Genomic DNA, 19,039 nt, shown 5'->3' with positions numbered 1-19,039 from the left:
CCACTGACAGTCCCACTCCTCCGACCGCTCGGCGGCCCGCCCACGTTCGACGGTTCAACGTCAAGCCAAGAATGTACGGGTGCTGCCACGTCCCGTTCCGTTATCCGCGCCATGGTGCGGTGCGGAAGGCAGACCTCAGTGGTATTGCCTGGCACCCGTGGCCGGTTGGGGGCGGGGGCCGGAGGGGGCCAGCCTCCAGCACCCGCTCACCGGTGCCGCGCTCTCCCTCGTTCGCGCTTCCGGGCGCCTTCGCGTCGGGGGCGCACCGTGCAACCTTCTTCCCAGCTCACGTGTCTCCCCGCTGTACGTATAGCCCGCACAGTGTGAAAGGTCCCCGTGCACCAGAAGAGTCTCGTTGTCGCCCGGACAGGTGGAGCCATGTCCGCCGTGGTCCTCGGCAGCCTGCTGGTCGTTGCCCCGCAGGCAGCAGCCGCCGACGTCACCTGCTCGACCAACGTCTACAAGCGGACGTTCTACAACAACACCTCGTTCTCCGGCACCCCGGTGAAAACCGACTGCGACGGCACCATCAGCCAGAGCTGGTCCGGCAGCCCGGCCTCCGGCGTCCGGTCGGACAACTTCGGTGTCCGCTGGTCGGTGACCCGCGACTTCGGCTCCGGCGGCCCCTTCATGTTCACCGTCTCCGCCACCGACGGCGTCCGCGTCTACCTGGACGGCGTCCGCCAGATCGACCTGTGGTACGGCACCGGTGACACCGCCCGCTCCACGTTCCTCGGTTTCACCATCCCCTCAGGCAAGCACACCATCCGCGTCGACCACGTGAACTGGTCCGGCGCCGCGAAGGTGGCGTTCACGTACACGCCCCGGACGTCGGCCACGTACGACCAGACGAAGCCCCTCGCCCCCACCGGCGTGAAGACCGCCTACAACACCACGACCCGCAAGACGACCGTCTCCTGGTCCGCCAACAAGGAGATGGACCTGGCGAGTTACTCCCTCTACCGGCGGCCGGTCGGCTCCAGCACCTGGACGAAGGTCACCACGACCACCGCCCGCAGCTACACCGACCCCCTCGTGAACCCCGACGACCGCACGCCCTATTACTACGAGGTGCGCGCCACGGACAAGGCGGGCAACACCTCGTCGGGCAGCACGGACACCATCGTCCGGCCGCTGCCGATCGTCACGTCCCTGACCGGCACCTACGACAAGGCGACCGGAAAGGTCACCTTGAACTGGCCGCAGAACACCGAGCCGCACTTCGACCACTACACCGTCCTGAGCAACGACAAGGTGGACGGCTACTGGAAGTGGGTCCCGCTGGGCACCACCACCGGCAACACCTGGACCACGGCTCCGATCGTCGCCGACGGCGAGACCCGCCACTACCGTGTGCTCGTCACCAACGACGGCGGCACCACCACGTACAGCGGTGACGCCCTCAACGCCTACGCGACCAACGAGCTCTGGCTCAACATCCCCGACGGCATCGCCCCCGCCAATGCGCCCGAACTCCTCGTCGGCTCCTGCGAGGGCGGCATACGGGCGACCGCCAACGACTACACGCCGGCCCCGATCCGCGACTTCACCGGCTTCGAGATCGAGCGCCGCGAGGCGGGGACGGACGCCTGGTCCGTCGCCGCCCACCAGGGTTACGACCCGCGCCACGACCCGGCCTACGTCACCGTCTGCGACCCGCTGCCCGCCGACGGGCGCACCTATGAGTACCGGGCCCGGACCTATGACGCGGCCGGGAACTACTCGCCGTACAGCGAGATCCGTGCCATGACCGTGCCGGTCGGCTGACGGTCACGGGGAACACGCGGCAGGCCCGGAGGCGATCACGACACTGCTGGTTGACCCGGGGGCCGGTTTGCTTCGCCCCGTCGGCATGGCCGGCGGGGCGAAGTGCCGCATTCTCCGGGAGAGACGCTTGAGACGTCCGTACGGGCGCGAAGCGTTCCGGAGGCCGGCGCTGATGCTGTCGCTGTCGCCGTCCCTCTCCCTGGCCCTGTCGCTGTCGCTGACGCCGTGGACCGCACGCTGACCGGAAAGGACACGCGATGACTGTTCCGCAGCCTCCCGGGCCACCAGGGCCCCTCCACCCTGAGCCGGTCCCGCCCGCCCCTGGTTCTCCGCCCACCCCTCCGGAGCCAGGGCCAGGCCCCATCCCGCCCGGGCCGGAGCCTGTTCCTCCGCCGCCTCACCCTCCTGAGCCGGAGCCCCGGCCAGGCCCCGGCTGACCGGGCGAGTCAGTACCTGACCGTACGGCCTACGGCGAGGCCCCGGCCCGTCCTCGTCGACTGCCCGGGCAGCCTGGAGCAGGCCGGCGTCCTCCCGACGCGCTCGTTGCCAAGCGCTGCGCGCCACATGCCCGGACGGTGTGCCCCCCTTTGTTCTCCCGCACGGTCATTGCGCGCGTACGGTTCCGGGCGGTATGTCCCACCCGGAACCGCAGGCACGCAAACGGGTCAGATCAGAGGCAGCGGGGCACGAAGGCGGGGTCCGCGGGGCCGCTGCGGCCGAGTGCGTTGAGCACCCACTGGGCGACGACCGGATCGTTGGGGCTTTGGTCGTGCTCGAAGGCGTCCAGGGGGCAGCGGTCCTGAAGCGTGACGTTGGTGACCTGCTTCGCCGGTCCGCTGAGGAAAGCGCTGGTGTACGGGGTCACGACCTCGTCGTACTTGGTGGTGATCACGGTGTAGTCGGGGCCCGCCACCGTGTCCCCGTTCGCATTGAGGTGGGTCAGGAAGGGCGAGCCGACCATCTGGTCGGTGCAGGCGTCGCAGCCGGCGAACCCGGTCGGGATGGTCAGGGGATTGGTCGTGCCGTGGTTCGAGGGGACGATTCCCACCAGTTCGTCGACCTTGGTGGCGCCACCGAGGAAGTCGAGGTAGTAGCGGGGCATCATCCCGCCCTGGCTGTGCCCGACCAGATCGACCTTCTTGGCGCCGGTCGCGCCGAGTACGGAGTCGACGAACGTGTCGAGTTCCCGGGCCGAATCGGCGATGTGGGCGGTGGCGTTGTTGCCGTAGTTGAGTGCGAAGACGCAGTATCCGGCGTCCTTGATCTGCGGCGACAGCACCGACCAGTTCTTGGCCATGTCCTCGAAGGTGCCGTGGACCAGCACGACGGGATAAGGGTGCGCGGCGGACGGCTTGCACGTCCAGTCGTTCGCGCCGGGCGGCGAGATGCCGTCGGCCTGGGCGGGGCCGGCGGTGAAACCGAAGAAGGCGCAGGTGGCCACTAGCAGGGCCAGCGGGAGGGTCCTCAGACGCATGCCGTTCCTTTCGCGGACCGCGCAGGCGGAGCCCGCGTGGCCACCGGGTGCCGACTGCGCGGGGAGCCTGGGAGCGGCGGCTCGGCACCCTGCGCATTGACGACAACTGTGTCCCCTGTTCGGCAATGTCGAACAGTAAGCGGGATTCTGGATTCCGGTTACTGGGGCGTCAACCCTTTGGGACCCCATTGAGGCGCTGAACACACAGGCCGCTCTGCGATGCCCCGACCCGCGCTGCGGAGCACGGCCGTTGCCCCGGCCCGCCCCGCCCCGCTTGGCCGGACCAGGCCTCGGCCTCACCTCCCGACGGAAGGGCAGTGCCTGCGGGAGGGCACCTCGCGATGGGAGGGGCAGGGAAGGTACGGGGAGCGGGAGGTGCCGGCACGCGGCCCTGCGGACCGCCGGCGGCTCGGCATGCGGCGGGACGTCCACGCCGTCGCGGGCCCGGATGATCCGGTCGGCGGGTACGCCGAGCCGCTCCCGACCGTCTCTGCGATCTCCCCGGAGATCGCGATCACGGCACACGGGCCGGCGTACGTCACACGGGCCGGCGCACGGCGCGCGCAGTGGTGCAGGGCGCCGCCCGGCTTCGCGACGGCTCCCGCGCGGTTTCCTTCGTCCGGCGATGACGTGCCATCGTGAAGCAGCAGCGGCAGCTACGGCTGGTGCATGCGCACCTGGCCGCGGGGCGGTCGGTGGCGGTGGACAACACCAACCCGTCACCGAAGGAGTGGTCCCCGCTGGTGGAACTGGCCCACGCCTGCGGTGCCATGGTGACGGCGTACTGGTTCCCGCCGGACGTGACCGGCTCACTGCGGCGGAACGCCGCACGCCGGGGCCGCGACCGCGTCCCGGACGTCGGCGTCCTGGCCGCGCTCAACCAGCTCCGCAGGCCCTCGCCCGCGGACGGATTCGACACGGCGCGGGAGGTGTGCTTCGACGGCCAGGGCGGCTTCGAGGTGCGGTCCGCGCCACTTGGTCTCGCCGGACCGGCCGGATAACGCACACCCGCGCGCATCCTCGGCACATCCCAGAACTCGGCACATACCCTCCAACTGGCCCCGGACGACCTGCTGGAGGCTTTCATCCGCTTTGTTCAGGGTGCCGGTGCCGATCAGTCGCTGTCGCTGTCGCTGTCGCTGTCGCTGTCGCTCTCGGTGCCGGTGCGGATGACTGACGCTGGTGCCGGTGCGGGCGCATCCGTACCGGCATTCCGGCATACCGCATACCGGCATTCCGGCACGCCTCCCGCCAGCCGATATGTCCCGAGAGTCCAACTTCCGCACGATCGCTCAGCTCATGGCGGGGCCCATCTTGCGAGCCAGAGCGTTGTTCCCAGTCGAGTTGTGGACGCTGAAGGTCACGGCGTCCGGGCGGTAGCGGTTGTCCGACCACTCGACGGGGCGCCCTTCGTGCGTGGTGGTGACCCGCCGTTCCCGCAGCAGCGGGCTGGTGCGGCGCACGCCGAGGAGTTCGGCGTCCTGGGCGCTCGCGGCCACGGCGTCGATCATGTGCTGGCCGTACGCGAAGACCAGGCCTTCGTCCTCGTACAGCCGCTGTGTCACGGACGGGCACGCGGGCTCGATGCGCTCGACGGCGGGGGCGATCCAGTCCGCGTACACGGTCCGTTCCAGCAGTACCCGTTCGCCGTCCAGGCCGCGCACTCGTAGGATGTGCAACACAACTGTGCCGGAGGGGAGTTGGAGTCGTTCGGAGTCCTCCCGCGTCGCGGGGCGATATGCGGACGACATCACCTGTCCGGACGCCTCGCGGCCCATTGCGTGCGCCCACTGCGCGAAACTGCACAATTCGGAAAAGCTCTGGCTGCGACAGTCGGCCAGGACCACGCGGCGGGCTCCTTGGCGCGACCCGATGAGTCCCTCGGCGGTCAGAGCCGCGACCGCCTGGCGGACCGTGCCGCGCGAGACGCCGTAGTGGGACGCGAGGTCGGTCTCCGTGGGGAGGAGGCTGCCCACGGTGTAGTCCTCACAGTCGATCGCCCGCCTCAGCTCTTCGGCGATCTCCTCGTGTCGTGCCACCATGCTTCCTCCCTCGCGCGGAGTTGTGTGCAAAGTGTGCAGCACGGTCAGCTTGGGGGAGCTGGCGTAGTAACCGCTGCGAGCTGCGATTGTGAGGGAATTGGAGTCATTAGTTTTACCAATGTTTACCTGTTGGACACCATAGTTAGGCCTACTGAGGCCCCACTTGTTCAGACAAGTTGTCGGAGTGCTCACCCCCCACGTGCATCCCCTGTGTGGCCCCGCATGAACCCCTCAACCCCTCTGTGCGTACCCCTGGAGAGTCCGTGACCCTGTCCCTGCCGAGGACCGCCGCCCTCACCGGTGCCCTCGCCATCCCTGCCGCCCTTGTCCTCAGTGCCTGTGGCGCGGCCCCCGACGAGTCGGCGGCCGGCGGAAAGAGTGCGGCCACCGCGACCACGGCCCAGGCCCTCGGTGGCATCGACGCCCTGGCCGAGGCGGCCAAGAAGGAGGGCACGCTGCACGCGATCGCGCTGCCCCGCGACTGGGCGAACTACGGCGCCCTGATCGACGGCTTCAAGAAGAAGTACGGCATCAAGGTCGAGGTCGAGAACCCGAACGGCGCCAGCCAGGACGAGATCAGCGCGGTCACCTCGCGCAAGGGCAAGGACAACGCGCCCGACGTCCTCGACCTCGGCAGCTCCTTCGCGCAGAGCGCCGCCCAGCAGGGCCTGCTCGCGCCGTACATGGTCGACGGTTTCGCTGACATACCGGACGCCCAGAGGGACTCGATCGGCCGCTGGGCGAACGACTACGGCGGCTACATCTCCTTCGGCTGCGACGCCAAGCGTGTGCAGACCTGCCCGACCAGCTTCAAGGATCTGCTCCAGCCGCAGTACAAGGGGCAGATCGCGCTCAACGGCAACCCCACGAAGTCGGGGTCGGCGTTCGGTGCCGTGTACGCGGCCGCCCTCGCCAACGGCGGCTCCTTCGACGACATCCAGCCCGGTATCGACTTCTTCGCAAAGCTGAAGAAAAGCGGCAACTTCACGCGCGTCGACTCCACCGCGGCCGCCATCGCGAAGGGCCGGACGCCGATCAGCATCGACTGGGACTACCTCAACGCCGGGTACACCGACGAGTTCAAGTCCAAGGGCATCGACTGGACGGTCACGGTCCCCTCGGACGGCAAGTTCTCCCAGTACTACTCGCAGGCCATCAACAAGGACGCCCCGCACCCCGCGGCCGCGCGCCTGTGGCTGGAGTACCTCTACAGCACCGAGGGCCAGAACCTCAGACTCAAGGGATACGCCCGCCCGGCGCTGATGACCGCCATGAAGAAGGCCGGCACGCTCGACAAGACCGCCGCGGCGAAGCTGCCGAAGGTCTCCGGTACGCCGAGCTTCCCGACCGAGACCCAGCAGAGCAACGCCAAGGTCCTCATCTCCCAGAGCTGGGGCGACGCCACTTCCGGATGACCGCGACTCCCACCCGGCCCGACGTGGTGCCCGCCGCTTGATTCTCAGCGGCGGGCACCGTGCTGCCGGCCGGCTCGCCTCGCCTCCCCCGGCGGACGCATCACCCGCCGAGCCGCGGGACGACAGCGGCCGGCGCGTGATGTGCCGGCCGCCTCACGCACGTCCCGCGGCGGGCCGACCACGACGATCCCTCTGCCCGGTAACGGGCAGGGCCGGCCGCCGGTTTTCACGCTCACCGCTGGGAAAGCCCATGAACGCCCCCCCGTTCGAGAAGGGCAGGTCCGGGCCGAGTCGCGGCTGTGCATCGTCAGGGTCGCCCTCGACGGGTGTTTCGCGGCTCGATGAGACGGTCGCCGGACAGGAGCGTGCCCGCCTGCTTGATCTGCTGAAGCAGAGGAGAAACCTCCATGTGCTGGAGGCCGGGCAAGGACCCGATGCGGTCCGAAGTGAATTCGAAGAGTTCGTCGAGATCCCGGCAGTGCGCGACGGCATGGATGTTGTAGGGCCCGGAGACGGCCGCGGCGAAGGCGATCTCGGGTTCTTGCGCGAGGGCGCGTCCGACGCTTTTGACTGCCGACGGATGCACGAGGAGCCAAAGGTTGGCCCGAGCGTGATAGCCCAGGGCTGTTGCGGCGATCTCGACGTCTATGTGGACGACGCGGCGCAGGAGCAAGGCGTGAAGGCGACGTGAGGCGCGCCCGGGCGTGAGGTCCGACGCGGCGGCGAGATCGACGAGGCTGGCGCGACCGTCTGCGGCGAGCACGTCGAGCATTTTCTCGTCCTCGGGGGCGAGGTGCACGGGCTCCCGAGTGACGACCGGAGATTCCGTGAAAGGGGCGCCGTATCGGTGGTCGGCCCGGGACACGGGGAGACGATCCTCCTGGGCACCACCCGCATGCGCGTCCTCGAAGACGGCAGCAACACCGGTCACCGTCTCGGGCTCGCCGAGTCCGTCCTCGCGCCGCACACCCCCGGACCGCCGCAGCACCGTCACGCCCAGCACGACGAGGGCTTCTACATCTTCTCCGGCACCGTGCGGTTCACGGTCGGGGACAGGGACTACGACGCGACCGCGGGCACGCTCGTGATGGTCCCGCCCGGAGCCCCGCACACATTCGCCAACGTGACCGGCCAACCGGCCGTCATGCTCAGCACGTTCACACCCGCCCGGTACGTCCAGTACTTCCGAGACCTCCAGGACATGATTGCCGGCGGCCGGACACTGACCCCCGAGGCACACGTCCAAACGATGAGCCGTTATGCCACCGAGCCCGCCACTGACTTCACCTGACGGCCGGGAGGACGACACTGCCCCACAGCCCTCATCCGGCTCTGCTTCAAAGCCGGGCGCTCACCGGCCCCTTCGCCATGGCTGGCCGGCCAGTGGTCAGAGGCTGGTGAGCAGGTGGTCGAGTGGGGCGGGTGTGCGGTGGGGTTCGAGGGCTTCCGTGAGGAGGCGGCCGTAGCGGATTTTGCGGCCTTTCTTCGTGCCGAGGAAGCGGCGCAACTGCTGTTGTGGGGTGCGGCCTTGCTGCGCGGGCTGGCGTAGGAAGGTCTGCAGGGGGCGCAGGTCGCCCTCGACTCGGATGAGTTCTTCCACCTGTGTGACGCCCAGGGCGCGGATGAGTTCGTCTTCCAGGTCCGCTGTACAGACGAAGAACTCTTGCCGTGTGGCCCGGGCGTGGTCCGGTGCCTGGGCCGGCCCTGTTGTCTGGGCTTGCTCCGTTGCCTGGGTTTGTTCCAAGGCGCGGGCGTAATAGGGGCGCTCTGCTTCGTCGCACAGACCTGTCAGGCGTAGGCCCAGCCCGGACGGTCCGAGGAAGCGGGCGTAACGCCCGACGTTCATGGCGCCGCCCATCGGCAGGACGCAGATGCCTTCGGCAGCCAGGTTCCGGCCGCGGCGGGTGGCCAGTGCGCTGATCGCCGCGGCGTCGCTGAGTCCTTCGAGGAGGACGGCTGCCCGCACGGGAAGTTGTACGGCCAGCTCGCGCGCCAGGTCCCCGGGGCCGCCGGCTGCCCATGCGGTGACTGCTTCCCGGAACGACGCCATGTCAGCCATGGGACGAGTGTGCGCTGCTTCCGGCCGTCACGGTAGGGATTTTCTGCCAGTGGGTCGATCGGTGCCTGAGCGCGCGTACGGGGACGGCGAGGGGAGTCCTGTCGCCGGTGGTCCTTGGTTTGCCTCGGTGCATGGACGGATTGAGAGCACGGGGTGACCGATGGCCCCAACTGCCGTGTTCCAGCTGAGGCATTGAGGCATTGAGGCGGGGATGGGGGTGGGGGTGGGTAATGCGTGGACGTCTGTGTGCGTGCGCGTCTATGGTGGACAGGCGCCCGTGATCGTAGGGAAGGAGGCGAGAGCAATGCTCATCATCACAGCTGTTGTGCGCTCCCGCCCCGCCCGTCGGGCGCCGGAGGTCTGATTCGGGAGCGCGTCACTTCGCGTTACTTTCCCGAAGGATTGCTTCATCATGACTGAACTGGTCATCCGTCCGCTGGTTGCCGGCGAGACACCTCTGTTCGCTTCGTTGCCCGACCCCGGCTTGGTCGGCCGCGCGGTTCTCGGCGGTGTCTACGGCATGGTGGGTGACGGCGGCGAGTACCGGCCCGAATGGACCTGGGTCGCGCTGCGCGACGGCGTCGTGGTCGCCCGCGCAGCCTGGTGGGCCAAGCCGGGTGACGAAAAGCCGATCGCCCTTGATTGGTTCGACTTCACCGATGCCGAGGCCGCCGTCCGACTGCTGCGCACCGCCCCGTTTCACGCCGAGTACAGCCTGCTGCTGCCGCCTGGCTGGCGCGAGAAGCCCCAGGTGCGGGCGGCGGCCGACGCCCGGATGGCCGCAGCCCAGGCGGCGGGCCTGCGCAAGCTGGTCGAGCGCTACCGCTACACCTGGACCGTGGACTGCGCGCTTCCTGAGCGCACCGGGCGCCTGGTGTACCGGCCGGAGCCGGACGACGACGTCATCCGTGGGGTGGTGCGCCGGATCCAGGAAGGCTCGCTGGATGCCCACGACCTGGACGACATCGCGCGGTACGGCCGGGACGGGGCGGTGGAAGAGCTCTTGAGGATCCTGACCTGGATGCCTTCGCCGCGGAGCTGGTGGCGTTTGGCCTACACCCGGGCCGGCGAACTGGCGGGCTTCCACGTCCCCGCGCACAATCCTTCGGGTCCGTGCATCGGCTTCATCGGCGTCCTGCCTGAGCAGCGCGGCAACGGCTACGCCCACGACCTGCTGGTGGAGTGCACCCACGATCTGGTGGCACGGGGCGCGACGCGCATCGCGGCCGCCACCGACCAGACGAACCTGCCGATGGCGGCACACTTCGAGAGGGTGGGCTACCCGGTCAGCGAGGAGCGCATCGACTTCGTCTGAGCGGGCCTTCTGACTGTGCGGGGCTGGGACCGGCAGGCTCATTCTGCACGGCCCCGCCGCTTGCCTGTTCGGCCACCGTGCCCGCAGCCCTCGCGTCCGAGCGTGACCCGTCAGCGACACCGGCGGGTGTTGAGCCGGGCGGCCTGGCGCGTCAGGTGGTCGCGTTCGGCGAGGTTGGGTGCCTTGTGGGCCGCCTCGGCGTACAGCTGTGCCGCCGTCTCCAGGTCGCCGTCGCGCTCGTGGAGGTACGCCGCCACCGCGGTGTGGCGGGGCAGTGAGTCGTCCAGCGCCGCCAGTGCCGCGAGGCCGGCGCGCGGTCCGTCGGCCTCACCGACGGCGACCGCGCGGTTGAGCCGGACGATGGGGCTGTCGGTCAGGCGCACGAGCTCGTCGTACCACTCGACGATCTGTACCCAGTCGGTCTCCTCGGCGGTGGGCGCATCGGCGTGCAGGGCGGCGATGGCGGCCTGGGCCTGGAACTCGCCCAGTCGGTCGCGGGCGAGGGCCGCCTGCAGGATCTCGACGCCCTCGGCGATCTGCTCGGTGTCCCACCGACCGCGGTCCTGCTCGGCGAGCGGTACCAGGCTGCCGTCGGGCACCGTACGGGCGGCGCGCCGGGCGTGGTGGAGCAGCATCAGGGCGAGCAGCCCCGCCACCTCCGGATGGTCGATCGCGGTCGCGAGCTGCCGGGTGAGCCGGATGGCTTCGGCGGCGAGGTCGACGTCGCCCGAGTAGCCCTCGTTGAAGACCAGGTAGAGGACGCGCAGTACGGTGGCGACATCGCCGGGCTGGTCGAACCGCGCCTTGGACACGGTGCGCTTGGCCCGGCTGATGCGCTGTGCCATGGTCGCCTCGGGCACCAGGTAGGCCTGGGCGATCTGGCGGGTGGTGAGCCCGCCGACGGCGCGCAGCGTGAGGGCGACCGCGGATGACGGTGTCAGCGACGGGTGGGCGCACAGGAAGTAGAGCTGGAGCGTGTCGTCCACCGTGGGCGCGGGCCCGGGCGCCGGCTCTTCGTCGACGCGTTCTTCACGCCGGCGACGGGCGACGTCCGCGCGTCTCGCGTCGAGGAACTTGCGCCAGGCCACGGTGACCAGCCAGCCCTTCACATCCCGCGGCTGCTCGGCCGGCCAGACGCGGATCGCCTCGACGAGCGCGTCCTGGACGGCGTCCTCGGCCGCCGCGAAGTCGGCTCCGCGGCGGACGAGGATGGCGAGCACGCTCGGCGTGAGGTTGCGCAGCAGCGCCTCGTCCATGGGGGAGGTCACTCCGTGATGGTGGGCGGCGCAGCCAGGAACGGGCGCACCTCCAGCCACTCGTGGATCGGCTTCCCGCCCTTCCCGGGCGCGGCCGACAGCTCCCCGGCCAGCTCGACGGCCCGCTCGTAGCTGTCGACGTCGATCACCATCCAGCCGGCGATGAGGTCCTTGGTCTCGGCGAACGGACCGTCGGTGACCGGCGGGCGCCCTTCCCCGTCGTACCGGACCCAGGCGCCCTCCGGGGCGAGCGCCTGCCCGTCGACGAACTCGCCGGTCTTCTCCAGCCGGGCGGCGAAGTCCTGCATGTACTGGACGTGGTCCGAGATTTCCTGCGGTGTCCACTGGTCCATGGGCACGTCGTTCACCGCAGCCGGGGCGCCGCGGTAGTGCTTGAGCAGCAAGTACTTGGCCATCGTGTTTCTCCTCGTTGCTGGTGCGACCCATTGTGGTCGCGTTCACCTCGGGGACGGAGCCAGCCACGGTTTCTCGACATCGCCGCACGAATTTTTTTGGCACGCGCGGATGAGCCGGGAGATCCGGGGGATCCGGGGGGTCCGGGGGATCCGGGTGAGCTGCGTGTGTCGGGTGGGCTGGGTGCGTCGGGTGGGCGGGTGAGTCGTCCCGCGGTGTCCGCTTCGCGGCGTGGGGAGAGGGTGAGAGGGTGAGAGGGCCTCGCGCGCACATCACCGTACGTGTGCTCCTGGTGCCTCATAGTGCGCTCGGGCCGGCGGGCTGTTCGGCGTGGAGGAGGGTATGGGGCGGTGCTCGTCCGGGTCTCGCTGCGACGGGCATGAAGGACGATGGCGCCAAGCATGACCAGCGTCGATGATTCCCCTCCGTCTTGCGGAGGAGTGTCCTCCGACCTGAAGAGGAGGCGAGCGGCTCACCGGGATCGGCATGATGGGTGGCGGCTGGACGACCATCAGCCGACCACCGGCCGACCGTCACGGGACCCGGCAGGCGTCCCGGAAAAAGGGAGAGTCACAGTGCGTGGGAAAACGGGGAACACCAAGGCGGCAGGGGCGTCCATGGCGCTCGCGCTGGCCGCCGCCGCTTTCGTCATCCCCCTTGCATCGGCCCAGCCCGCCGCGGCCGTGTCGGAGTGCAAGGGCAGGATCGACTTCGCCAAGTCACGCAACTACTACGCCATCCAGTCCAGCAAGCGGGGGAACACGAGAGAGGCCGCGTCGTACAACAACGCCACCAAGAGGGAGATCAGCCACGCGTTGCCCGCCTGCAGGAGGGCACACGACCGCGAGAAGGTCAGGGATCTCCTTCACGAGTCCACGGACTACGCCGAGCGGGCCTTGGACGCCAACATGCGGAAGGACAAGCGCAGGGGCCTGCAGTATGAGCAGGTCATCAAGGCGCGGCTCGAAGAGGCGCTGTACCGGGCCTGAGGCACCCCTGGACCGGTGAGTCGTCCCCCGGGACTTCTCACGCTCCCTGGCAGTGAAGGGAGTCAAGGAGAGCACGCTGGGTCTCGGAGAGCCGTAGGGCGCCGGCGGCCACGTTGGCTGCCAGATGGTCCGGGTTGCCGGTGCCGGGGATGGCCAGTACGTGCGAACCGCGGTGCAGTGTCCAGGCGATGCGGACCTGCGCGGGGCTGGCCCCGTGGGCCTGGGCGACGGCCAGGAGCTCCGGGCGATCGCGGTCGCTCGTTCTCCCGGCTTGGCGCCCGGAAGCGGCGATCGCGTAGAACGGAACGAAGGCGACACCGTGCTGACCGCAGGTGTAGACGAAGGCGTCCTGGTCTGGACGGCGGGTGGCTCGCCGACTTGATCCCGGCCTCGGGCTACGCCCCGGACTTCCTCAACCCGGCACCCCCCGGGCCGGCCCCCGCGCTGAGGGAGGAGCTGGCCGCGATCATGGCCACGCCCGCCGACCGGGTCCGGCGGGACCTCGACCTGATTCCTTCCGCCTTCAAGGGACCGGGCCTGTCCACCCGGGTGGCACCGCCGGACCCACCGCAACTCGCCTACCGGGCGCGCGGCGTCGGTGCGCTCTGGGAACGCCGCCCCGCCGCCCGGACCGCTGCGGTCTCCGCCGTGCTCGGCCGCTCGCGGACCCTGCTGCTCATCGAACTGGAGACCCCGGCCACCACCACCGAATTGGCACAGCGCACCGGGATCTCCATGGCCGGGGTCTCCCAGAACCTGACGGCACTGCGCACGGCAGGCTTCGTCAGCGCCCACCGAACCGGCCGCTCCGTGCTGTATGCACGCACCTCGGTCGCAGAATCCGTGCTCGCCGCCGGCCCATAGCGAAGGGAGTGCCGGGCGGTGGGCCCGTCAGAGCGAAGGCAGCCATCAGAGCGAAGGCTCAGCCTCGTTCTCCGGGTCCTCGGGGAGGATGGTGCCGTCCTCGTCGAGCACCGGGTGGATGCGCTCGGGAGCATGCCTGTCGATGTCGGAGGGGCGTGGCCCTTCGGGGCCGTCGGGGCCCCAGCGCAGCAGGCGGCGGGTGCGGCCGATCCGGTAGACGGTGCCGTCGACCTCAAGCTGGTTGACCCGGCCGGCGCGGAGCCGGTCGGCGGCCTCGACGTACGCGGTCAGTTCCGCGGCCGCGGGGTCGACACCTTCGGCGACCAAGGTACGTGCGTCGATGTCCCTGTCAGCGCCCACCGGGACGAGACCCCTCCTGCGCGGCTCCCACCACGTCAGGGAGAAGTCCAGTGTCTTACGGGCCTCGTGCGCACTGCCGTGCAGGGCGCTGCCCGGCATCCACCCACCGTCCGCGGCCCGCTCCACCACCGCGAACGTCGCAGGCAGCAGTAAGACGTCGGGGTGGGTTTCCACCGCCCGCTGTGAGTCACCGCGTACGTCGTCGGGGAACCGGGAACCGGTGTAGGCCAGGCTGCGCAGCGCCAGGCGCTCCGCGGCTTGGGCGGGTGTGACCGGCTCATCGGGGTCCAGGACCAGCCCGTCATCGATCGGCGCCTCCCTGGAACCGCGGGCCCAGTCGGGCCTGACCGGCTCCGGGTCGGTCGGGCGCGGCTGCTCGATGCCGTCGGCGTCCATACCGGCGTACTCCTCGGCACGCACGATGCGATAGCGGGTCCCGAGCACGACGAGTTCGTCGACGCGTTCGCTCTCCAACCGGGCGACCGCTGCCAGCAGAGCGCGGCGTTCCGTCCTGTCCCGGGCCTCGTCCTTCGCCCGGAACCACAGCAGCGAGTTCAGACTGTCACGCGCCGTCTGTGGACAGCCGGCCGTTACGGGAACCACCACCCGCCACCGCGGACCCTCCGCCACCCCCTGCGCGGCCACCCCGAACAGCGGGCCGCGCACCGCCACCGCGTCGACCTGCACCACGGCGTCCACCGCGTCCGCCTCCACAGCGGCCTCCACCGGTTCCACCGGGACCCGCACCACTACCGGACGCGCTCCGCCCGGCCCCACATTCCCATGGCTCATGCCCATATCCTGCCGACGACGGCATGCCGCCATCCGGCATTTCCGGATTCCCTGCCTCTTTCAGGTACCGCACCCGTCAGGCCTCCCGGCGTGGCCCGGGCACGGAAAGCGGGTCGGGGCCGGTGGAAGTGACCGAAGCGACGACTACCCGACACCGAGACGGAGGACGGCGCCGACGGCCGAGGTGAGACCGGCGCCGAGGCCAACGCCGATGGTGGCGCCGTCCGCCGCAGATGCGGCGGGGGCTGCTCCCAGGGTCAGGAGGAGAGCCGACAGGGGAACGGCCACAAGGCGAAGGACGTGACGATGGCGCATGGAACCTCCAGTGACGGGCGGATATCACCCAGGGCATGCCCCCGCCTGCGATCGACCTTTGCGTCATGAGTTGATCTTTCAGCCGATCGGGGGGATGCCACCGCCCGCGTCCAAGGCCCCGCTCGACCCGTCCGGCAGTGGGGCCGGCCCGCCGTTCCGGACGACGGCGCCGGTGTCGGCGGTGCCCCATGGTCTGCTTCGGGCGCTCGGTGTCCCGCTCATCTGGCTCCGGCCCCGGTCGGTGTCTGCGTTCGCAGCAGGTCCGGCAGCCGTCTACTGCGTTCGCAGCAGGCCAAGAGTCTGCGGACGGTCGACGACAGCCGTGCCGTCGCACGGCACCGTGGAGAGTGCCCAAGCGGCCGAACGAACGCCGCACGTCGAGGGGTTGGAGCGGCCATGGATCCTGGGCCAGACCATGCGGACGTCACTGGCGACGCGATCCGTCGCCGGCTGCGCGACGCCGTGATCGATGTCGCGCCGGTCTTCGGTTTCACCGTGGGCATTGCCGTCACGCACCGGGTCGTCGTCGCCCTGGCGCTGGCCGTCGGGGCCGGCGTGGGGGTCTGCGTCTACCGGTTGGTGCGTGGCGAAGCCGTGCGGCGCGCTCTGGTCGCTCTCGGCCTGATCTGCGTCGGGGGTGTGCTGGCGGCCCGCAGCGGCCAGGCCACGGATTTCTTCCTCCCCGGGCTGGTGATCCACTGCGTGATGGCGGTGGTGACGCCGGTGCTGTTGCTGCTCGGATGGCCGCCGATGGGCCTGATGGTCGGGCTGATCACGGGGGAGCGGACCAAGTGGCGGCGGTGTGCGGTGCGTCGGCGGGCCTTCGTCAAGGGCAACCTCGTGGTGTTCGCCGGGCACCTGGCGATGTTGGCGATCCAGCTTCCGCTGTTCCTCTCCGGTCAGGTGGTCGCCCTCGGCTCGGTCGACCTCTTCGGCCCGGTGGTGCTCGCGCTCGGCGCACTGCTGGGGTGGCGGATCTACCGGCGCGATGCCGGAACGCACCGCTGCGAGACCCCCGGCCCCCTGGGCATCGAGGCATCCCCCCGTTCTCCCTGTTTGGAAAGGACTTCCCGGTCATGACCGAAGCACAGCCCGTCACCAGGACGCAGCCCACGACGCGGACCTGCCCGTTCGACCCCCCGCCGGCGTACCGCACGCTGCGGGAGCAGACCCCCGTTGCGGAGGCGACCTTGCCCGACGGCCTGCCGGGTTGGCTGGTCACCGGGTACGAGGAGGTGAGGGAGGTGCTGGCCGATCCGCGGTTCAGTTCCCGCCGCCGCCAGCTGCGGACCGGTGGGGGTCCCGCGGCCGACGCTCCGGTGCCGCCGCCCCTGCCGGGGATGTTCATCATGATGGACGCGCCGGAGCACACCCGGTTCCGCCGGCTGCTCACCGGTCAGTTCACCGTGCGCCGGATGCGGCAGCTGACCCCCGCGGTGGAGAAGATCGTCGCCGAGCATCTGGACGCCCTGGCCGCCACCGAGGACCGCCCGGTCGACCTCGTCCAGGCCTTCGCGCTGCCGATCCCCTCGCTGGTGATCTGCGAACTGCTCGGAGTGCCCTACGCCGACCGTGAGGAGTTCCAACGCAACTCCGCCACGCTCATCAGGATCGATGCGACTCCCGAGGAACTCCTGCAGGCACACCAGGCGTTGAGTGGCTTCATCGGCCAACTCGCGGTCGCCAAGCGGGCCGAGCCCGGCGATGACATCCTCAGCGGATTGGTGACGTCGGGCGAACTGACCGACGAGGAACTGGCCGGTGTCGGGGTGTTGCTGCTGCTGGCCGGGCACGAGACGACGGCCAACATGATCGCGTTGGCCACCATGTGCCTGCTGCAGCACCCCGGTCAGTGGGAGGCCCTGCGCGCCGACCCGTCCCTGATGGACGGCGCCGTCGAGGAACTGCTGCGCTACCTCAGCGTCATCCAGTACGGCGTGCGCCGCGCCGCCCTGGAGGACGTGGAGTTGGGCGGCCACCTGATTCCGGCAGGCGCCACCGTGGTGGCCTGCCTGCCGTCGGGGAACCGCGATGGGGAGCACTTCACCGGCGACCCCGAGCAGTTGGACGTGCACCGGTCCTCCAGCCCGCACCTGGCGTTCGGCCACGGCATCCACCAGTGCCTGGGGCAGCAGCTGGCCCGGGTGGAGATGAAGGCCGCCCTGACCGCTCTGATCGACCGGTTCCCCACACTGCGCCTCGCCGTGCCGGTGGAACAGGTGCCGATGCGCGACAACATGATCGTCTACGGCGTCCACGAACTGCCCGTGACCTGGTAGGCCGCGCCGACGTCATCGAACGACATCACAGAGGAAGACTCCCATGAAGATCACCATTGACGAGGGCAAGTGTGTGGGGGCCGGGCAGTGCGTGCTGGCTGCCGGCGAGGTCTTCGACCAGCGCGATGAGGACGGCATCGTCGTCCTGCTCGCCCCGGCCCCGCCGCAGGAACTGCTGGCCCGGGTCGAGGACGCCGCCGCCCGCTGCCCCGCGCTGGCCATCGAGGTGGAGAAGTAGTGCCCACCATGGACCGCATCGTCGTGGTGGGCGCGTCGGCCGCCGGCCTGACCGCGGCCGAGACCCTGCGCCGCCAGGGCTTCACCGGCACGCTCACCATGATCGGCGAGGAACTGCGGCCCCCCTACGACCGGCCACCGCTGTCCAAGCAGATCCTGGCCGGCCACTGGGAACCCCACAAGGCCACCTTGCGCCCGGAGAAGGACATCCAACTCCTTGGACTGCAACTGAAGTTGGGCTGCCGGGCCACGGCGGTGGACCCGGTGGCCCGCACCGTGACCTTGGACGACGGGGACAGGGCGGACTACGACGGTTTGGTCCTCGCCACCGGGCTACGTCCCCGCCGTCTGCCCTTCGGTCACGACCTGGCCGGGGTGCATGTGCTGCGCACCCTCGACGACACGCTGACGCTGCGCGCCCAGCTGCTGGCCGGGCCCCGTGTGGTGGTGATCGGCGCCGGCTTCCTCGGCAGTGAGATCGCCGCCACCGCACGCGGCCTCGGCCTCGACGTCACCCTCGTCGACATCGAGCCCACCCCACTGGCCCGCCAAGTCGGCACCGAAATAGGGGAGTTGGTTGCTCAGATGCACCGCGACCACGGAGTGAGCGTGCGCATGGGCCGCCAGGTGACCGGCATGAGCAGCCACGACGGCCGGGTCACCGCGGTGGTCCTCGATGACGGCACCCGGCTGCCCGCCGACGTGGTCGTCGTCGCCATCGGCTCGGTACCGGCCACCGACTGGCTGGCCGACTCCGGGATCCCCCTGGGCGACGGAGTGTTGTGCGATCCCACCTGCCACGTCGTACCGGGCGTCTACGCGGCCGGGGACGTCGCCAACTGGCCGCACCCCACCGCCGGTGGACGGATCCGGCTGGAACAACGCACCAACGCCACCCAACAAGCCGTCACCGCCGCCACGAACCTCCTGGCCGGCCCGAGCCGCGCCCTGCCCTACGCCCCGGTCCCGTTCGGCTGGACCGACCACTACGACACCAAGGTCCAATTCCACGGCTGGTGCCCCTCCGACGCAGACATCGAAGTCGTCGACGGCGACCCGCGCTCAGACAGGTTCGTCGCCCTCTACCACGCAGACGGCCGGGTCGTCGGCGCGCTCGGCTGGAACAGTCCGCGCGCCCTGCTCCGGTACCGCGGCCGCCTCACCGAGCACGCCGCCGCCTGACTCCCCCACCCGCGCCACGGCCGCCGCACCTGCCAGACGCCTGACGGACGTACGGCAGAGCGGCATCCGCCGCGGCGGTGGCAGCTGTTGACCGGGCCCGTTCTGCGGCCGCGGTAGGCCAAGAGTCCGCACCCGCGCGACGACAGGGGCCAACGCCCGGCCGAAACCGCCGCAACCATGACCACGCGAAGCCCGCAGGCTCCGCACCCGGGCCTGATCCGGGTGCGGAGCCCTCGGTGTGCAGAACTCAGATGCGCACGGGGCTGCGTACGCTGAAGG

The 19,039-nt window shown here is 70.1% G+C and carries 18 protein-coding genes and 1 pseudogene; 11 read left to right on the top strand and 8 right to left on the bottom strand.

Features of this window, described 5'->3' with window-relative positions; all coding sequences use genetic code 11:
- Window positions 1–378 precede the first annotated feature (378 nt).
- Window positions 379–1,767 (top strand): PA14 domain-containing protein, encoded by a 1,389-nt coding sequence (locus AB0G35_RS15325; protein WP_360948679.1) that lies wholly within the window; start codon window positions 379–381, stop codon window positions 1,765–1,767.
- 670 nt (window positions 1,768–2,437) lie between these two features.
- Here the strand turns inward: AB0G35_RS15325 and AB0G35_RS15320 are convergent.
- On the bottom strand, window positions 2,438–3,241 hold the full coding sequence (locus AB0G35_RS15320; RefSeq protein WP_360948677.1) for an alpha/beta fold hydrolase: 804 nt from the start codon (window positions 3,239–3,241) through the stop codon (window positions 2,438–2,440).
- Between the two features lie 638 nt (window positions 3,242–3,879).
- Between AB0G35_RS15320 and AB0G35_RS15315 the strand changes: the two genes are divergently transcribed.
- Window positions 3,880–4,242 (top strand): AAA family ATPase, encoded by a 363-nt coding sequence (locus tag AB0G35_RS15315; protein WP_360948675.1) that lies wholly within the window; start codon window positions 3,880–3,882, stop codon window positions 4,240–4,242.
- A gap of 291 nt (window positions 4,243–4,533) precedes the next feature.
- Here AB0G35_RS15315 and AB0G35_RS15310 read toward each other — a convergent pair whose 3' ends face one another.
- Window positions 4,534–5,283 (bottom strand): GntR family transcriptional regulator, encoded by a 750-nt coding sequence (locus AB0G35_RS15310; RefSeq protein WP_360948673.1) that lies wholly within the window; start codon window positions 5,281–5,283, stop codon window positions 4,534–4,536.
- 263 nt (window positions 5,284–5,546) lie between these two features.
- Here AB0G35_RS15310 and AB0G35_RS15305 point away from each other — a divergent pair, with 263 nt between their 5' ends.
- On the top strand, window positions 5,547–6,698 hold the full coding sequence (locus AB0G35_RS15305; protein WP_360948671.1) for an extracellular solute-binding protein: 1,152 nt from the start codon (window positions 5,547–5,549) through the stop codon (window positions 6,696–6,698).
- Window positions 6,699–7,005: 307 nt separating this feature from the next.
- Here the strand turns inward: AB0G35_RS15305 and AB0G35_RS15300 are convergent, their stop codons facing one another.
- Entirely contained in the window at window positions 7,006–7,470 is a 465-nt protein-coding gene (locus AB0G35_RS15300; protein WP_360948669.1) for an Lrp/AsnC ligand binding domain-containing protein, read from the bottom strand.
- Window positions 7,471–7,491: 21 nt separating this feature from the next.
- Here AB0G35_RS15300 and AB0G35_RS15295 point away from each other — a divergent pair, with 21 nt between their 5' ends.
- On the top strand, window positions 7,492–7,989 hold the full coding sequence (locus AB0G35_RS15295) for a cupin domain-containing protein (RefSeq protein WP_360948667.1): 498 nt from the start codon (window positions 7,492–7,494) through the stop codon (window positions 7,987–7,989).
- Between the two features lie 96 nt (window positions 7,990–8,085).
- On the opposite strand, the gene AB0G35_RS15290 is transcribed toward AB0G35_RS15295, so the two are convergent.
- On the bottom strand, window positions 8,086–8,757 hold the full coding sequence (locus tag AB0G35_RS15290) for a TOPRIM nucleotidyl transferase/hydrolase domain-containing protein (protein WP_360948665.1): 672 nt from the start codon (window positions 8,755–8,757) through the stop codon (window positions 8,086–8,088).
- A 412-nt stretch (window positions 8,758–9,169) separates the two neighbouring features.
- Between AB0G35_RS15290 and AB0G35_RS15285 the strand changes: the two genes are divergently transcribed.
- Window positions 9,170–10,072 carry a GNAT family N-acetyltransferase gene (locus tag AB0G35_RS15285; RefSeq protein ID WP_360948663.1) on the top strand — a complete coding sequence of 301 codons (903 nt, stop codon included), beginning with the start codon at window positions 9,170–9,172 and terminating at the stop codon, window positions 10,070–10,072.
- Window positions 10,073–10,182: 110 nt separating this feature from the next.
- On the opposite strand, the gene AB0G35_RS15280 is transcribed toward AB0G35_RS15285, so the two are convergent.
- Both AB0G35_RS15280 and AB0G35_RS15275 read right to left on the bottom strand, forming a co-directional pair.
- Complete coding sequence (locus tag AB0G35_RS15280) at window positions 10,183–11,328, bottom strand: DUF6596 domain-containing protein (protein ID WP_360948941.1); 1,146 nt, start codon at window positions 11,326–11,328, stop codon at window positions 10,183–10,185.
- A gap of 8 nt (window positions 11,329–11,336) precedes the next feature.
- A complete protein-coding gene (locus AB0G35_RS15275; protein ID WP_360948661.1) occupies window positions 11,337–11,744 on the bottom strand; it encodes a YciI family protein in 408 nt (135 codons plus the stop codon).
- Between the two features lie 615 nt (window positions 11,745–12,359).
- Between AB0G35_RS15275 and AB0G35_RS15270 the strand changes: the two genes are divergently transcribed.
- On the top strand, window positions 12,360–12,731 hold the full coding sequence (locus tag AB0G35_RS15270) for a hypothetical protein (protein ID WP_360948659.1): 372 nt from the start codon (window positions 12,360–12,362) through the stop codon (window positions 12,729–12,731).
- A gap of 37 nt (window positions 12,732–12,768) precedes the next feature.
- Here AB0G35_RS15270 and AB0G35_RS15265 read toward each other — a convergent pair.
- Window positions 12,769–13,092 (bottom strand): annotated as a pseudogene (locus AB0G35_RS15265) (aldo/keto reductase); the annotation flags it as partial.
- A gap of 17 nt (window positions 13,093–13,109) precedes the next feature.
- Here AB0G35_RS15265 and AB0G35_RS15260 point away from each other — a divergent pair.
- Window positions 13,110–13,595 (top strand): winged helix-turn-helix domain-containing protein, encoded by a 486-nt coding sequence (locus AB0G35_RS15260; RefSeq protein WP_360948657.1) that lies wholly within the window; start codon window positions 13,110–13,112, stop codon window positions 13,593–13,595.
- A 45-nt stretch (window positions 13,596–13,640) separates the two neighbouring features.
- Here AB0G35_RS15260 and AB0G35_RS15255 read toward each other — a convergent pair whose 3' ends face one another.
- The gene (locus AB0G35_RS15255) at window positions 13,641–14,747 is read right to left on the bottom strand and encodes a DUF5954 family protein (protein ID WP_360948655.1); all 1,107 of its coding nucleotides are present in this window, start codon (window positions 14,745–14,747) and stop codon (window positions 13,641–13,643) included.
- Window positions 14,748–15,458: 711 nt separating this feature from the next.
- On the opposite strand from AB0G35_RS15255, the gene AB0G35_RS15250 reads away from it, so the two are divergent.
- The 4 genes from AB0G35_RS15250 to AB0G35_RS15235 are packed head-to-tail and all read left to right on the top strand — an operon-like array spanning window position 15,459 to window position 18,760.
- Window positions 15,459–16,142: a DUF3159 domain-containing protein gene (locus AB0G35_RS15250; RefSeq protein WP_360948653.1), complete on the top strand. Its 684-nt coding sequence runs from the start codon at window positions 15,459–15,461 to the stop codon at window positions 16,140–16,142.
- A complete protein-coding gene (locus tag AB0G35_RS15245; RefSeq protein WP_360948651.1) occupies window positions 16,139–17,341 on the top strand; it encodes a cytochrome P450 in 1,203 nt (400 codons plus the stop codon). The genes AB0G35_RS15250 and AB0G35_RS15245 overlap by 4 nt, the downstream gene beginning before the upstream one ends.
- A 43-nt stretch (window positions 17,342–17,384) precedes the next feature.
- Window positions 17,385–17,579: a ferredoxin gene (locus AB0G35_RS15240; RefSeq protein ID WP_360948649.1), complete on the top strand. Its 195-nt coding sequence runs from the start codon at window positions 17,385–17,387 to the stop codon at window positions 17,577–17,579.
- Between the two features lie 8 nt (window positions 17,580–17,587).
- A complete protein-coding gene (locus AB0G35_RS15235; RefSeq protein WP_360948647.1) occupies window positions 17,588–18,760 on the top strand; it encodes an FAD-dependent oxidoreductase in 1,173 nt (390 codons plus the stop codon).
- The last annotated feature ends 279 nt before the right edge of the window (window positions 18,761–19,039 follow it).

It is taken from the genome of Streptomyces sp. NPDC021749, assembly GCF_040640655.1.
Lineage (GTDB): Bacteria > Actinomycetota > Actinomycetes > Streptomycetales > Streptomycetaceae > Streptomyces.
The sequence above is the reverse complement of the archived record's forward strand: the minus strand, read 5'-3'. Positions and strand labels throughout refer to the sequence as shown.